Raw genomic sequence first — 22,548 nt, 5'->3', positions numbered from 1 at the left:
TTTGCAGGCTTTTCTTTTTCCTGAATATTTTACGATTCATGAAGAAACATTTTTTTAGGCATGGCTGAGATTACCAAAATAATGATAATCGAACTAACAATGAAGTTTGGCAGCATATAGGTTCCATTATAGACCAGCGAATATAAAACTACCGGCTGGCCTTCCGGGGCATATTCGCCGAAAAAGACAATTCCGGAGAAAACATGGCATATATAGCGGAACAAGCTGCCAAGAAAGGCACCAAAGGTAACATAGGTCATCCATTTGGTTCTTTCTCCTTTCTCAAAAGACTTTTTAATTTGACCCGCAAAGACACCTGCTAAACCAACTACAGTAAAGGCAATAAAATAATCAATTATTCCTTGAATGATCGTATAAATTTGGGCAAATCCAAGAATAAATTGCAATAACCCTAGCAAAAATCCGGTTAACAAACCGCCTTTTATGCCCCAACGGTAGGCAATCAAGAATACCGGCACCATGGCAATGGAAATCGACCCGCCCTGGGGCCAAATTTTTAACGACATGATATTAGCCGCCAAATCCAATAAATAGGCTAGTGCCGAAAAAACGGCGACCTCCGCGATGAAACGTGTGTTACTTTTCTTGCTGTTCACTTTCAATCTCCCCCTTTGTAAATGGTACTTAGCTACCTGTGTAGCTTCCCGAGCAAGGGGATATTAGTTTTTCCAATAAAAAAAGCAATGCACGACATAGGTTTGTCTGCATTGCTTAAATACTTAGGCAAAACCACATCCCTACGCTAGTATTAACTAACAGGTTCATAGGGTCAGAACTCGAACGTTCACTCTCAGCCGCGCAACTGGCAGCTCCCCCTGTGGAAATATTCACTTATTCCACTTCCGACTATACTATTGTTTCTTCAGTTTGACAAGGAGAAATCACCGATACAAGCTGCTTATGTTTTTAGGATTTTTATAATCTTCTCTGATTTAACTGTCAGCCGGGAACTGATTGCATATGATGTAGTAAAAATTTTACAGGAGCATTGCCCCATGTTTACTTTAAAGGTTGATCATGAAATTGAACTCCAATTGTTTCAACGTCACCATACATTGCAGCTTTATCAATTAGTGGAAGAGAATCGGGACCATTTGCGTAGGTGGTTGCCATGGGTGGACAGTATGACTTCGCCATATCAATTTGAATCGGTCATTCCGCTCTGGCTAAATCAATTTGCGGAAGGCAGTGCCTGTAATCTTGGAATTGTCTATAAAGGCACTCTTGTAGGGTCAATCGGCCTCCATCAAATTGACTGGTACAATAAAATTGCCTCCATCGGCTACTATCTTGCCAAGAACGCGGAAGGACACGGAATCATCACACGTACAGTTAAAGGTTTACTAAATTATGCCTTCTATGATCTAGGATTAAACCGCATTGAAATCCGCTGCGGCGTTGAAAACTATAAAAGCCAGGCCATTCCTGAAAGGCTCGGGTTTCAAAAAGAAGGAACGATCCGAGATGGCGAGCATTTAAATGGCTATTTCCACGACATCATCATCTATAGCAAGCTTGCCCGCGAATGGAATGGCAATCATGCAAAGGCATATTAGTTATATTTTGCTTTCATTTATTATTAGATGGTCCATGCGAATTGTCTGTTAATTTGTGCTCCACAAGGAAATCAACAGGCACGATAGCATGGACAATCAATAAAATTTGTTGTTTAGAACCTGAAAAAGTGAAAAACAAAACAAATCCTTCCTAGAATTTGAAGCTGTCATCAAGACAGCTTTTTTATATTTTATACAAGTAGAATTTGCCCAATAAGGCAATAATGAGAGAAAGAGTAATGTAAGTGAGGTGGCATGCCTTACCATGCTGTAAGGCGACCGATGATTTGGATAAATATTTTAACAATTGTGTTCCTGATTGCTTTTACCGCTTATTTTGTCGCTTCTGAATTTGCAATTGTAAGAGTGCGGGTAACAAGGATCGATCAACTTGTGGCCGAAGGTCATAAAAAAGCGCAGGCGGCAAAGAAGGTTATTTCCAATTTGGATGGCTATTTATCGGCCACACAGGTTGGAATTACGATTACTTCATTAATTTTGGGCTGGCTCGGGGAACCAACCATTCGAACACTGTTAAATCCCGTTTTTGACTGGGTTCATATTCCGGCATCACTAGTGCATATCATCTCAGTGATTTTTTCCTTCATTATAATTACATTTGTTCATGTAGTAATAGGGGAACTTTCCCCAAAAACCTTCGCTATTCAAAAATCGGAGGAAATTATTTTGCTATTCGCCCCGTCATTAATTTGGTTTTACAAGTTGATGTTTCCGTTTATTTGGGCATTAAATCGCTCGGCCCGCTTTGTCACGGGACTATTCGGGATTAAGCCGGTCTCAGAGCAAGATATGGTTATGTCTGAAGAGGAGTTACGGCTGATTCTGTCACAAAGCTATGAAAGCGGGGAAATTAATCAGTCCGAATATCGTTACATGAATCGGATTTTTGAATTTGATGACAGGATTGCCAAAGAAATCATGGTGCCGAGAACCGAAGTGATTACATTCTCCAAAGATGCTGCCCTTGAAGAGATTATCGACACTGTCAGCAAAGAAGGATACACGCGGTATCCGGTTATTGATGGCGACAAAGACAATATTTTAGGGGTAGTCAACATCAAGGAGGTCTTAACCGATTGCATTCGGCAAAAATGCAACGGCGAACAACCGCTCATGCAATACTTGAAACCTGCGATTCATGTCCTCGAGACCATCCCGATACAAGAGTTGTTGTTAAAGCTGCAAAAAAACCGCTCACACCTGGCGATTCTATCCGATGAATATGGCGGGACGGCAGGTATTGTAACTGTTGAAGACATACTTGAAGAGATTGTCGGCGAAATCCGCGATGAGTTTGATACGGACGAGCTTCCGCTCATTCAAAAACTCGGAGAAAACAACTATCTCCTGGATGGTAAGGTTCTGATCAGCGAGGTAAACGATTTATTAGGCACCACGCTAGATGATGAAGATGTTGATACAATCGGCGGCTGGTTTTTGACCCAAAAGTTCGATGTCAAACAAGGGGATTTTATTGAAAAGGATGGTTTTGCATTTAAGATCAACGAAATTGAAGGCCATCATATATTATTTATTGAAGTCAAAAAAATTCATGCGTCGCCTGAATAAGGTGACGTTCTGTCGTGAAATTATTTTCATAATATTTCGAATCAATTTGTTCATATTGTTTATATTTTACCATAAATTGTAGATAAGATTACCTACTCAAACCTAGAACGTTTGACTGTATAGTTTATATTCTTTATAATTATTAGTAATTTATTTATATGTCGAAATTGATTACAGCATTAGAAAAAGTTAACGAGTAATTGGGGTATCCCTGAGTAAGGCATTGATTAAGTCTTTGATAAAGGTTACAAGTTAATTTTTTATTAAACTAGGAGGTGACACCCTGCTCGTCTTATTAGACGGGATAAGGGAATTTATTTGGACATATTTAACTTGGTTTTAATAGCCATTTTAATTGCTTTAACTGCTTTTTTTGTAGCTTCAGAGTTTGCTATTGTCAAAATCCGAAGCTCAAGAATCGATCAGTTAATCGAGGAAGGAAATTCGAGAGCCCTCGCGGCGAAACGGGTAACTTCAAACCTGGATGAGTATCTTTCAGCCTGTCAGTTGGGAATCACGATTACCGCTCTTGGTCTTGGATGGATTGGGGAATCTACCATTGAGCATTTGCTTGGTCCGGTCTTCTTGGCCTTGAGCATCCCTGAAAGTGCTACAAAAATTTTATCGATTTCGATTGCCTTTGCGTCGATAACGTTTTTACATGTAGTGGTTGGAGAACTGGCCCCGAAAACCTTGGCCATTCAAAAGGCCGAATGGATTACCCTCACTTTATCACGACCGTTAATCTTTTTTTACAAGGTGATGTATCCCTTCATATGGGTGCTGAATGGATCGGCCCGGATTGTCTCCAGGATCTTTGGTTTAAAGCCTGTATCCGAAAATGAAATTGCCCATACCGAGGAAGAGCTGCGAATTATCCTTTCGGAAAGCTATAAAAGTGGCGAAATTAACCAATCAGAGTTTAAGTATGTGAATAAAATTTTTGATTTTGATGACCGTATTGCTAAAGAGATTATGGTTCCAAGGACAGAAATTGTCTCGTTATCCAAAGATGAAACACTTGAAAACGTGCTAAAGATTGTCCGGGAGGAAAAGTTCACCAGATATCCGGTCATTGATGGAGATAAGGACCACATTATCGGTCTAGTCAATATTAAAGAAATTATGACAGATTTGATTGGAAATGAAAAAATGTCCAACCAAACCTTAGAAGACTATATTCGCCCGATCATTCGGGTTATTGAAACGATTCCAATCCACGATCTTCTTGTAAAGATGCAAAAAGACCGCCTGCATATGGCGGTATTAATGGACGAATACGGCGGCACTTCAGGGCTGGTAACGGTGGAGGACATACTTGAAGAGATTGTTGGGGAAATACGGGATGAATTTGATAATGATGAAATTTCCGAGATTCGTAAAATCAAAGACTACCACTATATCATTGATTCAAAAGTATTAGTTTCCGAGGTTAATGATTTGTTGGGGGTTGAAATTGACGATGAAGATGTCGATACAATCGGCGGCTGGATATTGACCGAAAATTATGAGGCCAAAGAAGGCGACGTAATGATTCATGAGTCGTTTGCCTTTAAAATCATTGAAATGGAAGAGCACCACATTAAATATATTGAAGTGACCAAACTAGCCAAGGACGGCGAGGCAAACATCCAGCAAATTGCCCTTTCGAAATCCGAGGTGCTGTACTAGAAAAGCGGAAGCGCCTCGGTCAGCCCCGACAAGCTTAAGACGTAACCCGCAGGACGGGCCTGCCCTCCGGAGGGGGACGGCTTAAGACCTCGAGGGGCTAGGCGCTGGAGCTAGACATCCTAAACAAACCTGTAGCGGGTTTGTTTTTTTTGCCCCAAAAATGGGACAGTTGAACTATACATCGGACAACCGTCCTTCATATGTTGCTATTAAGGAGGGGATAAAAAATGAATCAAACAGCTGTTTTATTTTTAGCTTGTATTTTAGCAGGGTTTGCCCTTGTTAAAATGCCAGCCATCTCATTTCTAGCCGGACTGTCATCATTCTTTCATGTTATTGGCGCTCTCGCAATTCTGATCTTTGCATTGGCCATACTTTATTACGGCGTTAAAGCATTAATCAAAAGCAAGTAAGCGCTTTCCAATAAAAATAAAAAGATTAGGATTCTTTTCCTAATCTTTTTATTCTTATTTTGATTTTAACATAAGTATTTCTTCTTCCACTTTTGCAATTTTAACAAGGTGAGTATCCAAGCGGCGATTTAAATGATGGATGTCACTTCCCTGTTTGCTTTCGATACGTTCCAAAGATTCCTTAATATCGGATAAATCAATCTGGTTGACTGCCACCCTATGCTCGATGCTATCCACTTTTTCCAATCTAGCCAGTCTTTTTTCGATATGGTCCAGAGTATTATTAAAAGTTTTGATTAAACTTTTTATATCATTAACATTTTCGGATAACTTTTCAAACTCGTTTTCCATTTGCCATAACCCCTTTCTGATTACACCTATCATACCACCGTATTTACCTTATAGATGTTACAATAACAGTAACAATTATATGGTTATTATCAGTCCAAACTTTGAAAATAATGAACATTTTTTAACACTTCATCCATTTGAGTAAAACAGTGAACATTATCATAGGCACTAACGTGAAAAAGTTATACGCTTTAACCAGGTAATCTTTTATCTGAACTTTCTTTGCAAAATAAACCACATTAACAAAAGGTTGGTGCTAAAAATATGTTCATTACAATTGATGAAAAAGCTGTAAATTGGTTCGAAAAAGAATTTGAATTTAATAACCCTTTTAGCATTCGGATGTACCCGCAATATGCTGGATTTGGTGAAAAACATAAGGGTTACAGCCTTGCCTTTTCAATTGAAACACCAGCAAATGCAGCATTTACGAAACAAGTGAATGGGATTGCCTTTTACATTGAAGAAAATGATATGTGGTTCTTTGAGGATACTGAAACTTATTTGTCTGTGGATCAGCTTTTAAATGAACTCCAAGTGACCTATAAAGAGTTTGGAAACGTTCATTAAGGAAAAATAAAAACAAGCCGGGATCTTCATCTCGGCTTGTTCATTATAATAGATTAATTTACTTGATTGCCCAGGCTTGGCGGGAACATTTTTTCTGCCTCATAAACTTTGCCAAGCGCTTCTTCCGCTTTTGTATAAGTGGCTTCAGCAGCTTCAAAGTTTGGTGCATCCTTTTTTAATTCATCTGCTTTTGCTTGATAAGCGGCGGCATATTCTTTTACAGCTGCTTCAAGGTCGGCCTGATGGTCTTTTAACTCCACTGGAATTTGCGTGCTATTTAACTCTGCTGCCACAGCTGCAGCAGATTCACTTGCCTTAGCTCTGTCTTCAGCAGTCGGCAAATCTTCCGGTTTAGGATCTTTCTTTGCCGCTTTAGCTTCATACGCATTTAAATCGCCATCTTTAGCGTTGATCTTTTCAGCAAGCCCATTATAAAACTTGACTAAATCTTTTTTAACATCATTTTTTGGAGCTGCTGCTTCCTCGGTTTTTTTCGTATCCTTTTCTTCCGTTTTGCTTTCATCATTGCTTGAGCAAGCAGCAAGACCGAGAAATAGCGCTAAGGCCGCAAGTGATACTAGAAATTTCTTCATGGTTTCTCCCCCATTTTCTCTAAATTTACCAACTTGATTATTGTACAACATAATATAAGACGATTAAAAGCAAAAAGGGTTGCAGTGAAAAGGTTTTTTTTCTAAAAAAGGTGTCTAATATTAAAATTTTCAACTGTGCCATGTTTACTACCATTAAAAGCATGGCTACATTTTATATTCTGAAAATTAGGAATAAATTGTGAACTATCATACAATAATAATCTTTTCTGTTATACTATAGATGCGAACTTCACTTCTTCTGTTCCTCATCATGTTAGTTCCCTACCTGGTTATGAAAGGGGGTGGACATCATGGAACACGCCAAACCTCAAGTTGAGTGGATGAACTTAACGTTTGACTTGTCAATCATTCTGACAACCACTGTTGCAGCCATCATTGTTTTTCTTATTGCCTATTTATTTACACGAAATCCCGATACATACATACCAAACAAGTGGCAAAATTTTATGGAGTGGCTTCTCGAGTTTGTAGAAGACATAATGAATAATTCAATGGGAAAAACCAACAATTTATTTATCTTATCTACTGGTGTTTCTCTATTAATGTATTTATTCATTGCAAATTTAATGGGGGTCCCCTTTTCTATCATGACGGCAGAAGAAAATCCAGTTACCTGGTGGAAATCTCCAACTGCAGATGCCCATGTAACTATGACACTGGCAATCATGATTATCGTATATACCCATTTTATCGATATTCATGAAAACGGATTCAAACATTATTTTGTAAGCTTTTTTAAGCCGTTCAAATTTTTGTTTCCAATTAATGTTATTGAGCAATTTGCCACAACATTAACCTTAGGGCTTCGTTTATTCGGAAATATTTACGCCGGCGAGGTCATGCTCGCCTTACTGGCGGCGGCAGTAACGAAAGGTTTTGTTATTGCCTCGCTTGCGGCCGTCCCGATGATTATTTGGCAGGCGTTCTGCATTTTTATTGGGGCAATCCAGGCTTATATTTTTGTTACATTAACTATGGTTTACATTGCTCACCGTTTAACATAATCTATAGAAAGGGGAGAAAAGGAATTGGGGGACATTACATTATTGGGATTGCCTATATCGTTGGGGACGATGATTTACCAGGCTTTAATTTTTACCGTACTTGTATTAATTTTGAAAAAGCTTGTATTTAAAAAGCTCGTTGGTATTCTTGAGAATCGAAAACACCAGATTCAAAACCAATTGCAATTAACTGAGCAATATAAGCATGAAGCTGAAAATAATCTGCAAATTAGCGAACAAATCCTAAAGCAGGCTAAGATTGATGCAAGAGAAATCAGAAAGCGATCCGAAGGTGAAGCGAAGCTTATCATCCAATCAGCTAAAGAGGAGGCGAGACAAATCCTAAAAGAGGCAAAAACTGAAGCATTCCCCGCTCACAGCCTATCCTTTTCACATACAGAACAAATTAAGGGGGCGTAATGATGAAGCACAAGTTTACTAAATACTTGGGCCGAGTAACAGAGAATCTCGAATTAGGATTTGAAGAAAAATGGATTTATGTCCATTACACGAAGGGCTCCATTGAAAAAACAGCTTGCCTGCTAAAAAATGAAGATAAATCGGAAAAAGAGTATTTGGAAGGGTTTTTTAAAGAGAATAATGTTTCTGAAGAAATGATAATAGAAGTTAGAAGATTTTTCGAAAAGGGAAAAAACAAGAATGACGAACATTGGAATGAATTTACGAACTTTCTTATGAAAACCCTTTCTTTAAATATGGTGTTTGGCATCACAATTGCTCTTTGTGTATTTGGCGGTTATAAACTGGGCAGTTTTCTCGATGGAAGATTCGGGAAAGATCCCGTATTCACCTTGATCGGGACATTTTTAGGAATTGGCCTTGGTGGCATAACCGTTTATTCCATGGTGCAGAAATATTTTAAAACTCCACTCCAACAAGGGAAGCAGGAGGAGCAAAACTCTGCTAAAAAGGCAGCAGTCGACACCGGTAAATATCCAATCATTGACGTTTCGATTGAGGAGGTGCGAAAAGCAGTCAGGGAATTTTCCGATAACCTCCCAAAAGGAGTCTATCGAACCATCCTTGTTAATGATGATAACAGTATCGACTTTACCCAATTGGCCCATTTACTAGGCGGGATTCCTTCAAAAAGCTTTTATATGTCAAAAGAAACGTATGATCTATTTGAAGAACATGAAAAAGATATTCCGGTCGAAATGGATATGGTTCAAAAGGCCGTAGACATTTACGTCAAGGAGCAGAAAAAATACCCGATGCTGCAATTTGACCCGCTTCATAAGGTGAATTATTATCAGCTGCAACAGGAGAAATATCTAAAATTCGAGCCAAAAACTCAGTTTTATATAACTGATTTAGATGGGCTCATCACCCATATAAAACCACAAAAGAAAAGCTCCTCTCTAAACTGAGAGGAGTTTTTCACATATTGAGATGCTTTTTAAGAGGTTTTTTTTGCTTTTTATAAAGATTTATTGAGATAATAGCATCAAATGTTATTTTTCATCTAATAAACGAGGGGTACAAAGATGACAGGAACAAAAGGAAATTCAAAACATTTGGCGACTATTTCGCTAATTGTAATGGCAGTCGGATTTCTAGCAACCATTCCACTTCCGCCATCCATTTGGAAAACAATTTTCCAGGGCGGCTTTGAAGCGGGGCTAGTTGGCGGGCTTGCGGACTGGTTTGCGGTTACTGCCCTGTTTCGGCATCCGCTGGGAGTTCCAATTCCCCATACTGCACTGCTGCCTAAGAACCGTGAAAAAATCATTGCCAAAATCATTGCCATGCTGGAGAATGATTGGCTTACAAAGGAAAGTATCCGTGAGAAAATTGGGGGGTTCCGATTTACAGATAAAATATTTGCTGTTGTAAATCAAGAAATCCATTCGGATGCTGTTAAACAAAGCCTAACCGGACTTACAAAGCATTTGATTCGAATGATTAATGTAAACAAACTGGCTCCAATCGTTGAAAAGGAATTGAAAACGCAGCTAAACTCTTTGGATATCAAGGATTACATCCCATTATTAATTGATCAAATCTCCCTAAGGAAATACGACGAAAAAGCGCTGGATTTAATCATTGAAGAAGTTGACGAATGGGCTAAGAAAGATAGTACAAAATACCGTCTTGGCGGCATGGCTGTAGACATGATTGAAAATATAAAAGTGGATGGGTTTATGCAGATTGCGTTGCGTTCCTTTAGCAATCTAATCAACGAAGAAAAATTGGGGAGCATGATCCAAAACCTGATTCTTAAAGGAATTGACAGTTTCCGAGACCCGTTTAATCAAAACCGGCAAACATTGTTAATCCATATCCATCAAAAGCTGGAAAGCATTAAATCTGATGAAAAAGTATATCAAGAGCTGAACCAATTCAAGTCCCAATTAATTGAAAGCTGGCAGGCAGAAGAAAAAATCATTGAGCTGCTAAGCCAAATCAGGCAAAAAGCATTGGAGTTTGTCGAAGAACCAGGCTTTTATGAAGAGTATGTCCTGCCGTTTATCAAGGATTGTTTAAGCGACCTCATTTCCGATAAGGATAAAATGAATCAATTAGAATCCTGGATTAAATCGCAAATTACTGGATTTATTGATAAAAATCATGCCAAGGTTGGGCAGCTTGTGAAAGAAAATCTCGATAAGCTCGATACAAAAACGCTGGTGACCATGATTGAAACCAATGTCGGCAAAGATTTACAATGGATTCGCGTCAATGGAGCAGTTTGCGGCTTTTTAATTGGGCTTGTTCTAGTCGGGATTAAAGCAATCTTTTAATCATCATAAAAGCACCTTTCATCAAAAGGTGTTTTTTGTTCACTGCCAGACCTTTTTCCCCCAATAAAATTATTTCTCGTCCGACAAAATGACTGTTCTACTTTAAAAGTATCCTACATATTTACTACTGTAGTCATTATTTTTATAGGGGGAGTTAAATTGGGTGTAAAGTTTATTAAGATTTCCGTGTGCTACTTTGTTATTGGGGTTTGCATTGGGATGTACATGTCGATGACGGAAAACTTCAACTTCACTCCAGTTCATGTCCATATCAACTTACTAGGATGGACGGCTATGACACTAGCCGGTCTAATTTATGTAGCGTTTCCAAGTGCAGCTGACACTACATTGGCAAAAGTTCATTTTTGGATTCATAATATCGCATTGCCCATCATGATGATTGGGCTTGCCCTTTTGATTTCAGGTGTCGGCTCCGCTGGTCCTGCAGTTGCGGCAGGAGGGACCTTAATGGTCTTGGGTGTGATCATCTTTGCCATCAATATTCTTAAAAATGTAAGAAGCTAAGCAGTTTTTCAATAAAATATCAAACGCTGCAGTCAGTTGGCTGCAGCGTTTGATATTTTAAGGCTCTAAGCCCTCTAGGCTGGCCTTTCTAACTTTGCTAATTTCTTGTGGAGATTTGCTAAAGTCATATTGATAAATCGCCGCTTCCCAATCCCCATACATCGGGTTGGGAAACACAATCAGTTTATTGCCATAATCGTTCCTGTCCTGCTCCACCCTGTTTATTCTTTTAGAAGCTGACAGTTGGTCAAATTCTTTAAAATCGTTTAGGTTGTCCCCGAAGAGCAAAACAATCTCATGGGTCTTTGCTACATGCTGGCGGCGGGACTCTTTCCCCAGCTCTCCATCCTGTTGTAAAAGAACATGCTCCGCGTCCGCTTGCGGTGCACCCACCTGCTGTAAATTTTTTATGGTTGCTTCCTTATGTGCTTCCTTTCGATTAGATATATAGAAGATTGCTACCCCTTTGGAATCAGCATACTTAAGGAAATCGAGGGCCCCAGGCAGCGGTTTCGCCTCTGCACGGTTGAACCACTCGCTCCAGTCCAACAGATTCCCTTTGCCTGTTTGGACCATCCAGGCATGATATGGACTGTTATCCAACACTGTCTCGTCTATATCCAGCACAATGGCATGGTTTTTGCCTTTTCTCTTTTGATTTTTCTTCAGGATTTCATCCAACCGCAGTTTCCCCATATTATAGCCTTGATAATAGAGGGCTTTCGCCTCTCCAGATTTTTGAAACCAAAGAACGGACATCGTATTTTGCTCAAGCAATTGGTCCTTCATGCTTGTTCTAGTTATGGCAAAGGCAAGTTCTGAAGTCACTGTCATTGACAGCACTACAGCAAAAAAACACACCACCAGTTTTTTCATCTTGATTATCCCCTTTCAGCTTTACGATTAGTATGTGAAGAATTCAACTATTCAATCTGAAATTTTTGCCAGGTAATTTTGTAGAAATGCATGAACTTCTTCTGTATTTTTTGTAAAATTAAACAAGAGGATGCAAGCGTTAACAAAGATTTTTCTATAAACTTATGGGGGCAAATCTCTTTGAATACTAGATATGATCCATTTAAGACATCATTTGATAGTTTAGATGAATTCGCCGACTTGATTAGCCAGGTGTTACAATGCCCGGTTACCATTGAGGATGCCAATCACCGGCTTCTTGCCTATAGCACGCATGATGAACGAACTGACCCTGCCAGAGTCTCCACGATTATTGGGCGCAGGGTACCGGAAAAGGTGATAAACCAGCTTTGGAAGGAAGGCACGATTCCAGCCCTGCTTAAAACGAAAGAGCCAATACGGGTAAAAAACATGGATGAAATCGGGCTCAGCCATCGGGTGGCGATTTCGATTTGGAAGCATGATGAAGTTCTCGGCTTTATCTGGGCATTGGAAATCGATCGAACGTTAACAGATGAGGATTTTACGCTATTAAAAAAAGCGGCAGACGCTGTAAAAAATAAACTGCTGCAGCTGCAGACAAGAAAGAATAAAAAAGAAGAGCGATTTCAAGAATTCTTTTGGAAATTATTAACCGGGCACTTGAATAATCCAGCGGAAATCAGTGAGCACTTCTATAGCTTGCAAATCACACCGCCATCCTCTTTCGCCGTTCTTGTCTTTCAGTTTCAGGAGAACATCACGAGTCAGGATGAACAATCCATCTCGTACCTTCTAAAAACAAACCAGCGGTTAAAAATTATCCTTTATACAATTGACTGTAATCAGTTAATTGTGCTGGTATCCACAGACAACTTCGATAATGTGTTTTGGGAATTAGAACAGTTTTCACTATTGTTTACAGGAAAAATGGCAGACCGCTACGGGATCTATAATCTTATTCCAGTGTACAGCGGCATCTATCATGATTATCAAAAAATCACGAATGCGTATGAAGAAACGCTGGCTGTCTTATCGATAAAAGCTAAGTTTCCACGCGAAACAAAAAATATCTATAACTATCACAAACTGGGTATCTATCAACTTTTTGACCTTCTTTTAGAAAAGAGAAAAACGGAAGGGTACGAAAATTATTCTTTAAGAAGACTCCATCAGTATGACCAAAAGCATAATAGCAACCTCGTTGAAACATTAGAGGTCTTTCTAAACTGCGACAATAATATAAATGATGCGGCAAAAGCATTAAATGTCCATGCAAACACGTTAAATTACCGATTAAAACGAATTTCCGAAATTGGGGAGGTTAACTTCAAGGATCCAAATCAGAAAATGATGCTTTTTCTCGATTTAAAACTGGAAAAGTACAAGGGGATATAACCTTTTTGTGAAAATCCCCAAAAAATTCCTCCATTTTTCTTCAATAGCAACAAAGAATTTCCCTGCTAAACAATTTATACTCTAAACAAAGGGATTTCTTATAGTTAAACATAGGAGGAATTGGGAGATGTATATTGGTGTACCTAAAGAAATTAAGAACAACGAAAACCGGGTAGCGCTTACCCCTGCTGGTGTCAGTTCATTCGTTACAGCCGGTCATCATGTTTTTATTGAAAAGGACGCTGGAATTGGAAGCGGTTTCAATAATGAAACTTACGAGAAAGCCGGTGCTGAAATTCTCGAAACTGCCGAAAAGGTCTGGACTAAAGCAGACATGATTATGAAGGTAAAAGAACCGCTCCCTAGCGAATATCAATACTTCCGCCAAGGATTGGTGTTATTCACTTATTTACACCTTGCTGCCGAACCTGAGCTGGCACAAGCACTTAAAGATAAAGGCGTTATTGCCATTGCCTATGAAACGGTTTCTGTAAACAGGACACTTCCTCTGCTGACACCAATGAGCGAAGTGGCCGGCCGTATGGCAGCGCAAATCGGTGCTTCCTTCTTGCAAAAAAATAATGGCGGCCAAGGAATCCTTCTTGCCGGAGTCCCAGGAGTAAATCGTGGCAAGGTGACAATTATCGGCGGCGGCATTGTCGGAACAAATGCGGCAAAAATGGCGATCGGACTCGGTGCTGATGTCACGATCATCGATCTAAGTGCTGACCGTCTGCGCCAAGTAGATGATATTTTTGGAAATCAAATTAAAACATTAATGTCTAATCCTTATAATATCGCCGAGGCTGTTGCTGAGGCAGATCTATTAATCGGCGCCGTCCTTATTCCTGGGGCAAAAGCTCCTAAACTTGTTACCGAAAAAATGGTCAAAACAATGAAGCCTGGAGCGGTGATTGTGGACGTAGCGATTGACCAGGGCGGAATTGTGGAAACGATTGATCATGTGACCACACACGATAACCCAACGTTTGAAAAACATGGAGTCATCCATTACTCTGTTGCCAATATGCCAGGGGCGGTACCAAGAACCTCAACGATTGCGTTAACGAATGTGACCGTTCCTTACGGATTACAGATTGCGAGCAAAGGTGTCTTTAAAGCAATCGTCGGGAATCCTGCTTTAAAGCTTGGTGTGAACGTGGCAAACGGAGAAATTACCTATGAAGCAGTGGCAAAAGACCTCGGCTACAAATACGTTCCTGTAGAAAAAGCGCTAGAAAAAGAACTTTCAGCTATCTAAAAAACAAAGGACTCCACAAATTGCGGGAGTCCTTTGTTTTATTTCTGCGTTTTAATTATTTTTACACCAGTTCATAACCATTGGCTGTTTGATAAACCGCAGCTAATGTGTATGCATTGGGAGAATGTTGGAATGGATCCGTTTGAGTTTGCTAGAAATAGGATTGAAGCCGCGAAGGAAGCATGTCTTTTCTAGAGTTAAAAACAGGTAAATGCCCTCGGTAAAATGACCATGCCATTAATATCTTAAAGAATAATATGAATAGCAAGTACACATTAAGGGGGGAAGTATAAATGAGTTCAAGAGGATTTAATAATCGGAATCGGGAAAACATCAATATAGATACTGATGTTGACAATGAAATCAGAAGCAATAATGAATCAGAAGCAGAGGCAGATGTTAGAAATACCGACAAAAATACTAATATCGCACGTGCATCTATCAATAATTCGGGAAATGCTCGGGTTAACGTAAGGTTAAATAGCCGAAGTAACGCCCGCGTAAGATCCGACCAAGAGCAAGATAATGACCAGGATCAAAATACTGATATTGATTTAGATTTTTAAGAATGTAGGCATGTAATGAACTGATTAATTATGAGTTAACAAGGAGGAACTTTAAATGCAAAGAAGAAGAAGAAAAAGAAGAAATATTCAACGTACTGGGATGAACCGTCGAAATAATACAAATGTAAACGTTGATGTTGATACCGACCTTGAAAATGTGGTACGAAATAGAAATGAGTCAGAGGCTGAGGCAGATGTACGGAACGTTGATCGAAATACTAACGTTGCCCGTGCAACAATCACAAACTCAGGAAATTCTAGAGTAGATGTTACATTAAATAGCCGAAGCAATGCGCGTGTTAGATCTGATCAAGAACAAGATAATGACCAAGACCAAAATACTGATGTTGATATTGAATTCTAATTATTACTCTGGAGATGGGATTTAACACCCCCATCTCCTTAAAGGAATGAGCGTATGGATAAAAGTAGACAACGAAGAGTGAATAATATCGCTCAGCAAAGGAATAATTTTGAAAACCGTACTACCCAAAGGCAATTAAGTGAAAACAATAACAGGGCTTTATCACGTGTATTTGATCAGGACAAAATTAGCAATGAAATCTTAAATTCAATTAATAAAAGTGGGAACTCTGATGTAGACGTACGGGTAGATGTGCATGTTGATACTACGCCAATAGCTTTTGCTATTTTGTGCTCCTTGCTGGCTACAAAACAGATGAACAATGATGAATTTGAAGAGGCAGTGGAAAGGCTTCGAAACCTAAACTTAACAGAAGACTATACCACGAATAATGTATATAATCCTATAAAAATGTATAAACGGACTAGAAAGAAAGTGGATTAAGTTGTACCACTTTCTTTTTATTTGTTTCGAAGTGGTAAATTTAAAGATTCCATACTTATCCTCATCCCTTTTTTAGTTATGGGCAGCAGGACAATAGTTTTAGTAAGTTTATAGGCATAAGTATTTATAATTCTTATAAATACGGGGAATTTCCCTATTGCAGAACTAACTGCTGAGAATAAACTGTCGTGAATCAAAAAATGGAATGGAGAGGTATTGCGTGAAAAACAAAAAAAAGAAATTCAAAAAATAAAAATTTAACTGGATTCACAAACAGAAACACCAGCAAATTTAATATTGATGACCATTCAGCTGATGAGTTTGAAATGGATTTTAATAATGATGATTTCAATATGGAATTTGAGGACGAAAGCACCATCAATGGGGAATCCTCTGATAGTCAAGAAGATATGGAAATAGTATTAATGCAACTATTTTAAACCGACGTACTCAGTCACCACTTGCTCTTCCGTTTGCACTTTCCTTTGAAAATAATAAAAACGGAAGGACTCTTAACTTAGGAGAAACGGTTATTCTCCAAAGAGAAATAAATTCTTTCCTATCAGCATTAAGAAGCAGGGGAATTACAGAAGGAGTACAGTTTCACCTAGGTTAAGACCATCATTTTCAAAAGACAACATGAATGGAAGTGCTAATGGAGAACGAGTACGACGACCTAAAATATTTGCTTGAATATCTCGAAGGCGCATAATCGTCCAAGGAGCCGCTGAAATAACTTCACCACCGATAATATCTGCAAGTCTTTGACAAGTAGACATATTTTCCCCTCCTTTCGTTATTTTCTCACTATAACTTATGAAGAAAATAGAAGGCTTGTCTGGGTTTATCAAATAAAGACCTTAATTAAATTTTCTAATATAAAATAAGTAAAGTGCTTTGCTAGTTATACAAGCGGAAGTACCCTTTTTTCACATACATTGTAAAAGGATGAAGTTAAAAAACTCCATCCCCTTATAAAAAGTTAAAAACTTTCATCAAATTCTCTACGTCTACGTCTACGTCTCTCTTCTTCAACTTCAATATCAATATCAAAATTTTGATCCTGGTCGTTTTCTTGTTCTTGGTCAGATCTAACCTTCGCATTACTCCTGCTGTTTAAACAAACATCTACTCTTGCATTACCTGAGTTCGTTATTGTTGCACGAGCCACATTGGTATTTTTATCGGTATTTCTGACATCTGCTTCAGCCTCTGATTCAGATCGATTTCTTAATCGATTGTCAATATCTGTATCGACATCAACATTTGTATTATTTCTTCGTCTATTTTCCATTCAGAATTCCTCCTTATTGTTTTTCAAAATTATTATATTCTTTATGTATAATATGGCTTGGTCACATGTACTAGTTCAACTACCTATTTAAAGTGAAAACGAAATAATAGTGTATTATTTTTGTGTTGAGTTGTTTTTTTATGGTTAGACAAAAATAAAAGCCCCATTTCAGGTTAACCGGTTCCGATTCCTATCGCAAAACAGTAAATTACAACTGAAAATGTAAGGTGAAATGCATATCAAAAAACACCGCAATCATCTGCGGTGTTTTTTGTTGTAAAGTAAAATGGCCAGTCTGATATCGTTGGGGGAGTTCATTTTCTATATACTTTATAAATATTTCCGGTGGACGCCTTTCCCATCATACGAGAACAACATCGCCCGATCTTCAATTGTGGTTTCCATATGAACCGGCCGACCCCAAAGCTGATGAATGTATGGGAGCACCTTTTCCAAATACTTAACATCGAGCTCCACCCCTTCAAACCAGTGCTTTAAGTATAGCTCGCCATTTTTCATATAGTCGCCGTCATTGACCGTAATGTATGGGAACCCGCCGTTAACCCGCATATTGACCAACTGGTCACGCACATGCTCCCATTGCTTATCGACAATTTTATAGTCCCGTCCCTGTTTTTGGAACAGGTACATATCTTCCCTCATGACCAAATCTTTTGTTAGATAATTTCGCAGGAAGGAAATATCCGATTCAATTTCGCGAACCTCGAACATCTTCTCGCGGCCGGACCCTGGCTTTACGCCTCTACGCTTCATCTCATCTGTCGGGTTATCATATCTTTCTTCAATGTCCTCAAGTATCTTTAAGCCCAGATAATAAGGATTGATTCCGGTTTTTGATGGCTGGACGACACCTGCATTTAATTTGGCAAATTCAATCGCCTCACCGCTTGTCAAGTTCATTTCCCGGAGGATCCGCTGATGCCAATACGATGCCCAGCCTTCGTTCATGATTTTGGTTTCAAGCTGTGGCCAGAAATACAGCATTTCTTCCCGCATCATCGTTAAAATATCACGCTGCCAATCCTCCAGCTCGCGGCTGTAGGATTCAATGAACAGCAACAAATCCTTCTCCGGCCTTGGCGGAAATTTCTTTTTGCGCTTTGGTTTTTCCTCCATCTTCCCCTTATCATCCAGTTTCCATAGATCATCATATGGAGACGCTGTAGGACTGACATCGTCTTCTTCATCCTCATCCTCGATTGACCAGGCGAGCTTTGGCCGCATTAACGACGGGTCAATATGTTCATCAATCGACAGCACGGCATCAAGGAATTTCTCGACTTCTCTTTTTCCATATTGAATTTCATATTGATGAATCCGTTCTGCGGTTGCGGCCATACTTTCGACCATATCACGTTTCGTATTTTGGAACCGGACATTATTCTTAAAGAAATCACAATGAGCTAATACATGGGCAACGATGAGCTTGTTTTGGATTAAGGAATTGGAATCCAGTAAAAATGCATAGCAAGGATCAGAATTAATAACCAGTTCATAAATCTTGCTTAATCCCAAATCATAGTGCAGCTTCATTTTATGGAATTGCTTCCCGAAACTCCAGTGTGAAAATCGGGTTGGCATTCCATAAGCTCCAAACGTATAAATAATTTCAGCTGGGCAAATTTCATATCGCATCGGATAAAAGTCCAAACCAAAGCCGGTTGCAATTTCGGTTATTTCACCAATGGCATATTCCAGTGCTTTCCTATCTGCCTCATTCATCAGCCACTCCCCCTTTTCCTCTTACCACAATGTATGAAGGGAATCGGGGATTGATGAAATAAATGTCAATACCTGAATGGGAAGTCCATCGAAAATCAGTGAGGGAGTTTTCTTGCTTCCTTTGCCAGCTTTAGTCCAACCTGCCTGTTTCGCTTCCACTCAGATTGCAGCATGGAAATTGGCGGATTTGTTTCCCCGACCAGGGGGCAAATCTCAATGGTCAGCGCCGGACGCCGATAGCGGGTTATAAACCAATCAGTAAATCCCCCTCCTATCGCATCCTCAGGGGGTTTCGCCAATTTATAGCCTGTCAAAGCACCAATTTTTCTTGCCAATAAATGATCACGATTGCGATATTGTCCATTTTGATAACTCCAGAATATTTCCTGTCCTGCGGTATGATAAGCAACAGCAATCGAGGGCTGGGTGTCATTGATCAATTTTTTTATTGCAATGACTTCCTTTGCTTCAAAAGGCTTTTTTCCTTTATATAACTTATAATAGGGTGCACGCGGCCCTTGATTGAGTTTATTCCAGCCGGCAGGATACTGACGGTTTAAATCAATTCCAATGCCATTAGCCTTCCAACTTTCAAAGTTCTCTACCCCATCGTTCATGATAATCAATTGCTGAAGTTCGAGCGGGGGAAATCCTTCAAGCTGATTCTGCTGGATCATAACACCGTCCGGATTGAGCATAGGGATAAACCAAATCGATACTTCATCCAAAAGCGTAGTTGTTATGGGATCTATTCGGTATAAATCACCATACGCATCGACCATCTTCATCAACAGCAGGCTTGTTAACCATTCCCGTCCATGGTGAGCGCCTATCATCACAATATTTTTTTCGGCTTTTCCAAGCTTCAGCGCCCAAATATTTCGGCCATAATGAGTTGTTCCAATGCTTTTCACTTCAATATCTTTACCAAATTTCGTGTTTATTTGCATGAGGTCCTGTTCAAATGCTTCGTAAGTATACGGCGCATTCGCATCTGCAATATTTGCCTGCGCTTCGTCACATAACACAAGAAATACCAATAAAAAACATAAAGATCTCGTCATAATCACTCACATTTCTTATTTTTATACAGGTAAAAGTTGAAAACCTTGTGAACAGTGGGTGTCAACATTTTCTGCGGGTGTTCTCTTTTAAATGTCATACAATAAGCTTAACTCCTAAATAAGGAGGAGACATATCAAATGAATAAAATGGATTATGACCGGGCGTTATACTATACGCACCGATCTGAATGGGATAATTTGTTGATATTAATGGTTCGAACTACGGATCAATTTTTATCAAAGAAAATCGAACATTTCCTGCATGCCTACAATTTTGAACGTGACTATTCTGTCATTGAAAAGAAGCTATATAGCCTGCTGCGTTACATCGACCATGCAAATGAAACTGTTGAACACGACACGAATGAGGTACCGATGTATAGTCTTTCCTGAAAAAACAAAGGGAAAACACTTTTTGTTGAGGAACATTTTAACAACCGGCCATTAGAATTTAGAATTCCACCAAAAAACACGGCTTTCACCTTAGGAAAGCCGTGTTAAACTTGATTTCAATTTTTTACAACCCCATTTCGCACCGCAAAAAGTGCCGCTTGGGTACGATCGGCAACCTCAAGCTTAGCTAAAATGCTGGAAACATGAGTTTTAACGGTTTTTTCGGTAATATATAAGGTTGCCGCAATTTCTTTATTGCTTTTGCCGCTGGCTATTTCCTTTAATACTTCGATTTCCCGTTTTGTCAATTCATCTAACGGCTTTTGTTCTTCATTTTTTAACGTATAGCGGGAAAGTAAATGGGTGGCCGCTTTTGGATGCAGCTGATTCTCCCCTTGCATTAGCTGTCTGATTGACTTGACCAGTTCCTCCGGCTCAATATCTTTCAGTTGGTAACCGGAAGCTCCCGCCTCGATTGCCGGGATGACATGGTTTTGATCCGAAAAACTGGTAAGTATCATTATTTTTTGATGAGGCTGTGTTTCAATAATTCTCCTCGTGGCCTCAATCCCATCCATTACGGGCATGGCCAAATCCATCAGGATCAAATCAGGCTTTAGTTTCCCAGCCATCTCGACGGCTTCCTGCCCATTCTTTGCTTCCCCGATAATTTCGATGTTTTCCTGTGTTCGCAGAAAAAAGACCAAACCCCGTCTGACTACGTGATGGTCATCGGCGATTAATATGCGTATTCCCATGTTTTTTCTCTCCCTAAAACGGTATTTTTACTTGCACCGTTGTCCCCTTGCCAGGGTTGCTTTTTAATTTAAAAGAACCCGCTAAGGATTTTGTCCGATTCTTCATGCTCTTTAGCCCGAGAGATGGCAACTCTTTCGTATCGTCATAAATAAAACCGCTGCCTTTATCTTTAAATATAAGCATAATATAGGTTTCCGAGGCCTCAATGGATAGGTCGACTATAGACTGTCCCGAATGTTTTTTGCAATTGGCCAATGCCTCCTGACCAATCCGCCAAATCCCCTCTTCAATAGCGCATGGCAGATGGATGACACCATTTACCTTAATATTCACCGTTAAACCAAGCATTTCCCCATAACTGCATAACGCGCTCACAATGCCCTTTTCTAATCCCCTTGGCCGCAGCTGCCAAATTAGCGCCCTCATTTCATTTAACGCTTCCTGAGCCAAATCCTGAATATAACCAAATGTCTCTTTAACTTCCCTTTTATCGGTCATTTCTTTGCCGCCGGAAGCAGTCAGACTTAAGGAAAACAGCAATTGATTGACAGAATCATGCAGGTCCCTGGCCAGTCTATTCCGCTCTGCCGCTAAAGCGATTTCCTGGTCTTTGTGGGTCAATTTTATTCGTTTTAGTGCCGTACCGATTTGTAATGCCACTGATTCCAACAACGCCAATTCTCCGTTAGTAAAATGCTTTTTAAAAGGAGAACCCACATTTAGGATGCCAAATTTTTCATCGCCCGCTTTAAGCGGTACGGTGGCATGGTGGGTTAATCCCCTTGTATCGCCCGTTTTCCGTTCAATCGCATCTTCCAGGCGTTTGCATTCAATGATGTTGGTAGCCTTATCCAACCGCCCATCGCTATAGCGGTCGATACACCAGCAATCGCCGCTGCACATGGGAGTATAGTTGCTTTGAGATAAGGCTGGCGGCAAATTTTCCTTAGCGGCCAGTTCGAGTCTCCCAGAATCATCAATTAAAAAAATCCACCCCGTTTGTAATCCTGTTACATGCAGCAGCTTCTTTAAAACCTCTGAAAGGACGATATACGGATCTGTCCCTCGATTTAAAAGTTCTGCAATTTCCTTTAAAATTTGCAAATCCGATAGATGGTTCTCTCCCATTATCTTTATCCCCCAAATTTTACGGCCTTTTTCCTCATTATACCAAGAATTCCTAATAACTCCTTAGAAAAAAGTATCGCTTTTTCTAAGACTAAAGTCGTAACTTAAAAACAAAAACCCCGAAAGGCCATGCCTTTCGGGTCTTAACATCGGACTCTCC

At 39.6% G+C, this 22,548-nt stretch carries 28 protein-coding genes and 1 riboswitch; of the genes, 18 read left to right on the top strand and 10 right to left on the bottom strand.

From position 1 onward, the window contains the following. Nucleotides 1–29: 29 nt before the first annotated feature. Entirely contained in the window at nt 30–617 is a 588-nt protein-coding gene (gene thiT, locus M3234_RS20710; RefSeq protein WP_262306528.1) for an energy-coupled thiamine transporter ThiT, read from the bottom strand. Nucleotides 618–738: 121 nt separating this feature from the next. Further along, nucleotides 739–847: riboswitch (TPP riboswitch) on the bottom strand. A 169-nt stretch (nt 848–1,016) separates the two neighbouring features. Here thiT and M3234_RS20705 point away from each other — a divergent pair. The 4 genes from M3234_RS20705 to M3234_RS20690 all read left to right on the top strand — a co-directional run bounded on the left by M3234_RS20705 (nt 1,017) and on the right by M3234_RS20690 (nt 5,251). Continuing rightward, a complete protein-coding gene (locus M3234_RS20705; RefSeq protein WP_262306527.1) occupies nt 1,017–1,577 on the top strand; it encodes a GNAT family N-acetyltransferase in 561 nt (186 codons plus the stop codon). Between the two features lie 282 nt (nt 1,578–1,859). Next, nucleotides 1,860–3,167 (top strand): hemolysin family protein, encoded by a 1,308-nt coding sequence (locus M3234_RS20700; protein ID WP_262306526.1) that lies wholly within the window; start codon nt 1,860–1,862, stop codon nt 3,165–3,167. A gap of 318 nt (nt 3,168–3,485) precedes the next feature. Continuing rightward, nucleotides 3,486–4,838 (top strand): hemolysin family protein, encoded by a 1,353-nt coding sequence (locus tag M3234_RS20695; protein ID WP_262306525.1) that lies wholly within the window; start codon nt 3,486–3,488, stop codon nt 4,836–4,838. A gap of 227 nt (nt 4,839–5,065) precedes the next feature. Then, complete coding sequence (locus M3234_RS20690) at nt 5,066–5,251, top strand: hypothetical protein (protein WP_066316636.1); 186 nt, start codon at nt 5,066–5,068, stop codon at nt 5,249–5,251. 54 nt (nt 5,252–5,305) lie between these two features. On the opposite strand, the gene M3234_RS20685 is transcribed toward M3234_RS20690, so the two are convergent. Then, a complete protein-coding gene (locus tag M3234_RS20685) occupies nt 5,306–5,602 on the bottom strand; it encodes a hypothetical protein (RefSeq protein WP_262306524.1) in 297 nt (98 codons plus the stop codon). 264 nt (nt 5,603–5,866) lie between these two features. On the opposite strand from M3234_RS20685, the gene M3234_RS20680 reads away from it, so the two are divergent. Beyond that, nucleotides 5,867–6,172, top strand: coding sequence for a HesB/YadR/YfhF family protein (locus M3234_RS20680; protein WP_262306523.1), 306 nt, complete (start codon nt 5,867–5,869; stop codon nt 6,170–6,172). Between the two features lie 53 nt (nt 6,173–6,225). Here the strand turns inward: M3234_RS20680 and M3234_RS20675 are convergent, their stop codons facing one another. After that, nucleotides 6,226–6,765 carry a hypothetical protein gene (locus M3234_RS20675; protein WP_262306522.1) on the bottom strand — a complete coding sequence of 180 codons (540 nt, stop codon included), beginning with the start codon at nt 6,763–6,765 and terminating at the stop codon, nt 6,226–6,228. Nucleotides 6,766–7,076: 311 nt separating this feature from the next. Between M3234_RS20675 and atpB the strand changes: the two genes are divergently transcribed. The 5 genes from atpB (at nt 7,077) to M3234_RS20650 (ending at nt 11,080) form a co-directional block, all read left to right on the top strand. Beyond that, a complete protein-coding gene (gene atpB / locus M3234_RS20670) occupies nt 7,077–7,790 on the top strand; it encodes a F0F1 ATP synthase subunit A (protein ID WP_262306521.1) in 714 nt (237 codons plus the stop codon). 24 nt (nt 7,791–7,814) lie between these two features. Continuing rightward, nucleotides 7,815–8,210, top strand: a complete 396-nt coding sequence (locus tag M3234_RS20665; RefSeq protein WP_262306520.1) for an ATP synthase F0 subunit B — start codon at nt 7,815–7,817, stop codon at nt 8,208–8,210. Continuing rightward, nucleotides 8,210–9,181: an AtpZ/AtpI family protein gene (locus M3234_RS20660; protein WP_262306519.1), complete on the top strand. Its 972-nt coding sequence runs from the start codon at nt 8,210–8,212 to the stop codon at nt 9,179–9,181. Before M3234_RS20665 ends, M3234_RS20660 begins: the two co-directional genes overlap by 1 nt. Before the next feature lie 117 nt (nt 9,182–9,298). Next, nucleotides 9,299–10,555: a DUF445 domain-containing protein gene (locus tag M3234_RS20655; protein ID WP_262306518.1), complete on the top strand. Its 1,257-nt coding sequence runs from the start codon at nt 9,299–9,301 to the stop codon at nt 10,553–10,555. Nucleotides 10,556–10,714: 159 nt separating this feature from the next. Then, the gene (locus M3234_RS20650) at nt 10,715–11,080 is read left to right on the top strand and encodes a cytochrome-c oxidase (RefSeq protein ID WP_262306517.1); all 366 of its coding nucleotides are present in this window, start codon (nt 10,715–10,717) and stop codon (nt 11,078–11,080) included. 57 nt (nt 11,081–11,137) lie between these two features. Here M3234_RS20650 and M3234_RS20645 read toward each other — a convergent pair whose 3' ends face one another. After that, nucleotides 11,138–11,962: a 5'-nucleotidase, lipoprotein e(P4) family gene (locus M3234_RS20645; protein WP_396953974.1), complete on the bottom strand. Its 825-nt coding sequence runs from the start codon at nt 11,960–11,962 to the stop codon at nt 11,138–11,140. A 174-nt stretch (nt 11,963–12,136) separates the two neighbouring features. Here M3234_RS20645 and M3234_RS20640 point away from each other — a divergent pair, with 174 nt between their 5' ends. The 7 genes from M3234_RS20640 to M3234_RS20610 all read left to right on the top strand — a co-directional run bounded on the left by M3234_RS20640 (nt 12,137) and on the right by M3234_RS20610 (nt 16,623). Then, nucleotides 12,137–13,372 (top strand): PucR family transcriptional regulator, encoded by a 1,236-nt coding sequence (locus tag M3234_RS20640; protein ID WP_262306515.1) that lies wholly within the window; start codon nt 12,137–12,139, stop codon nt 13,370–13,372. Nucleotides 13,373–13,499: 127 nt separating this feature from the next. Beyond that, on the top strand, nt 13,500–14,633 hold the full coding sequence (ald, locus tag M3234_RS20635; protein ID WP_262306514.1) for an alanine dehydrogenase: 1,134 nt from the start codon (nt 13,500–13,502) through the stop codon (nt 14,631–14,633). 33 nt (nt 14,634–14,666) lie between these two features. Further along, nucleotides 14,667–14,828 (top strand): DUF1259 domain-containing protein, encoded by a 162-nt coding sequence (locus M3234_RS29360; protein WP_285858567.1) that lies wholly within the window; start codon nt 14,667–14,669, stop codon nt 14,826–14,828. A 98-nt stretch (nt 14,829–14,926) separates the two neighbouring features. Next, nucleotides 14,927–15,199 (top strand): hypothetical protein, encoded by a 273-nt coding sequence (locus tag M3234_RS20625; protein ID WP_262306513.1) that lies wholly within the window; start codon nt 14,927–14,929, stop codon nt 15,197–15,199. A 55-nt stretch (nt 15,200–15,254) separates the two neighbouring features. After that, nucleotides 15,255–15,563: a hypothetical protein gene (locus M3234_RS20620; RefSeq protein ID WP_262306512.1), complete on the top strand. Its 309-nt coding sequence runs from the start codon at nt 15,255–15,257 to the stop codon at nt 15,561–15,563. Nucleotides 15,564–15,617: 54 nt separating this feature from the next. Continuing rightward, on the top strand, nt 15,618–16,007 hold the full coding sequence (locus M3234_RS20615; protein ID WP_262306511.1) for a hypothetical protein: 390 nt from the start codon (nt 15,618–15,620) through the stop codon (nt 16,005–16,007). A gap of 421 nt (nt 16,008–16,428) precedes the next feature. Beyond that, entirely contained in the window at nt 16,429–16,623 is a 195-nt protein-coding gene (locus tag M3234_RS20610; RefSeq protein ID WP_311315674.1) for a DUF1259 domain-containing protein, read from the top strand. Here M3234_RS20610 and M3234_RS20605 read toward each other — a convergent pair. From M3234_RS20605 to M3234_RS20590, 4 genes are all read right to left on the bottom strand, one after another. Continuing rightward, on the bottom strand, nt 16,592–16,786 hold the full coding sequence (locus tag M3234_RS20605; protein ID WP_262306510.1) for a hypothetical protein: 195 nt from the start codon (nt 16,784–16,786) through the stop codon (nt 16,592–16,594). The two genes, M3234_RS20610 and M3234_RS20605, sit on opposite strands and share 32 nt — an antisense overlap. Nucleotides 16,787–16,989: 203 nt before the next feature. After that, nucleotides 16,990–17,301 carry a hypothetical protein gene (locus M3234_RS20600; RefSeq protein ID WP_262306509.1) on the bottom strand — a complete coding sequence of 104 codons (312 nt, stop codon included), beginning with the start codon at nt 17,299–17,301 and terminating at the stop codon, nt 16,990–16,992. Nucleotides 17,302–17,631: 330 nt separating this feature from the next. Beyond that, on the bottom strand, nt 17,632–19,044 hold the full coding sequence (locus M3234_RS20595; protein ID WP_262306508.1) for a SpoVR family protein: 1,413 nt from the start codon (nt 19,042–19,044) through the stop codon (nt 17,632–17,634). 95 nt (nt 19,045–19,139) lie between these two features. Then, nucleotides 19,140–20,108: a M14 family zinc carboxypeptidase gene (locus M3234_RS20590; protein ID WP_262306507.1), complete on the bottom strand. Its 969-nt coding sequence runs from the start codon at nt 20,106–20,108 to the stop codon at nt 19,140–19,142. 138 nt (nt 20,109–20,246) lie between these two features. Between M3234_RS20590 and M3234_RS20585 the strand changes: the two genes are divergently transcribed. Continuing rightward, nucleotides 20,247–20,501, top strand: a complete 255-nt coding sequence (locus tag M3234_RS20585; RefSeq protein ID WP_066316600.1) for a YhdB family protein — start codon at nt 20,247–20,249, stop codon at nt 20,499–20,501. 116 nt (nt 20,502–20,617) lie between these two features. Here the strand turns inward: M3234_RS20585 and M3234_RS20580 are convergent, their stop codons facing one another. Continuing rightward, nucleotides 20,618–21,259: a response regulator gene (locus M3234_RS20580; RefSeq protein ID WP_262306506.1), complete on the bottom strand. Its 642-nt coding sequence runs from the start codon at nt 21,257–21,259 to the stop codon at nt 20,618–20,620. A 13-nt stretch (nt 21,260–21,272) separates the two neighbouring features. Then, nucleotides 21,273–22,388 (bottom strand): GAF domain-containing sensor histidine kinase, encoded by a 1,116-nt coding sequence (locus tag M3234_RS20575; RefSeq protein WP_262306505.1) that lies wholly within the window; start codon nt 22,386–22,388, stop codon nt 21,273–21,275. Nucleotides 22,389–22,548: the final 160 nt, after the last annotated feature.

Origin of the sequence: Neobacillus niacini (genome assembly GCF_023715785.1) — a bacterium.
GTDB classification, from domain to species: Bacteria; Bacillota; Bacilli; order Bacillales; family Cytobacillaceae; genus Neobacillus; species Neobacillus niacini_E.
This window is presented reverse-complemented; position numbering and strand designations above follow the sequence as displayed.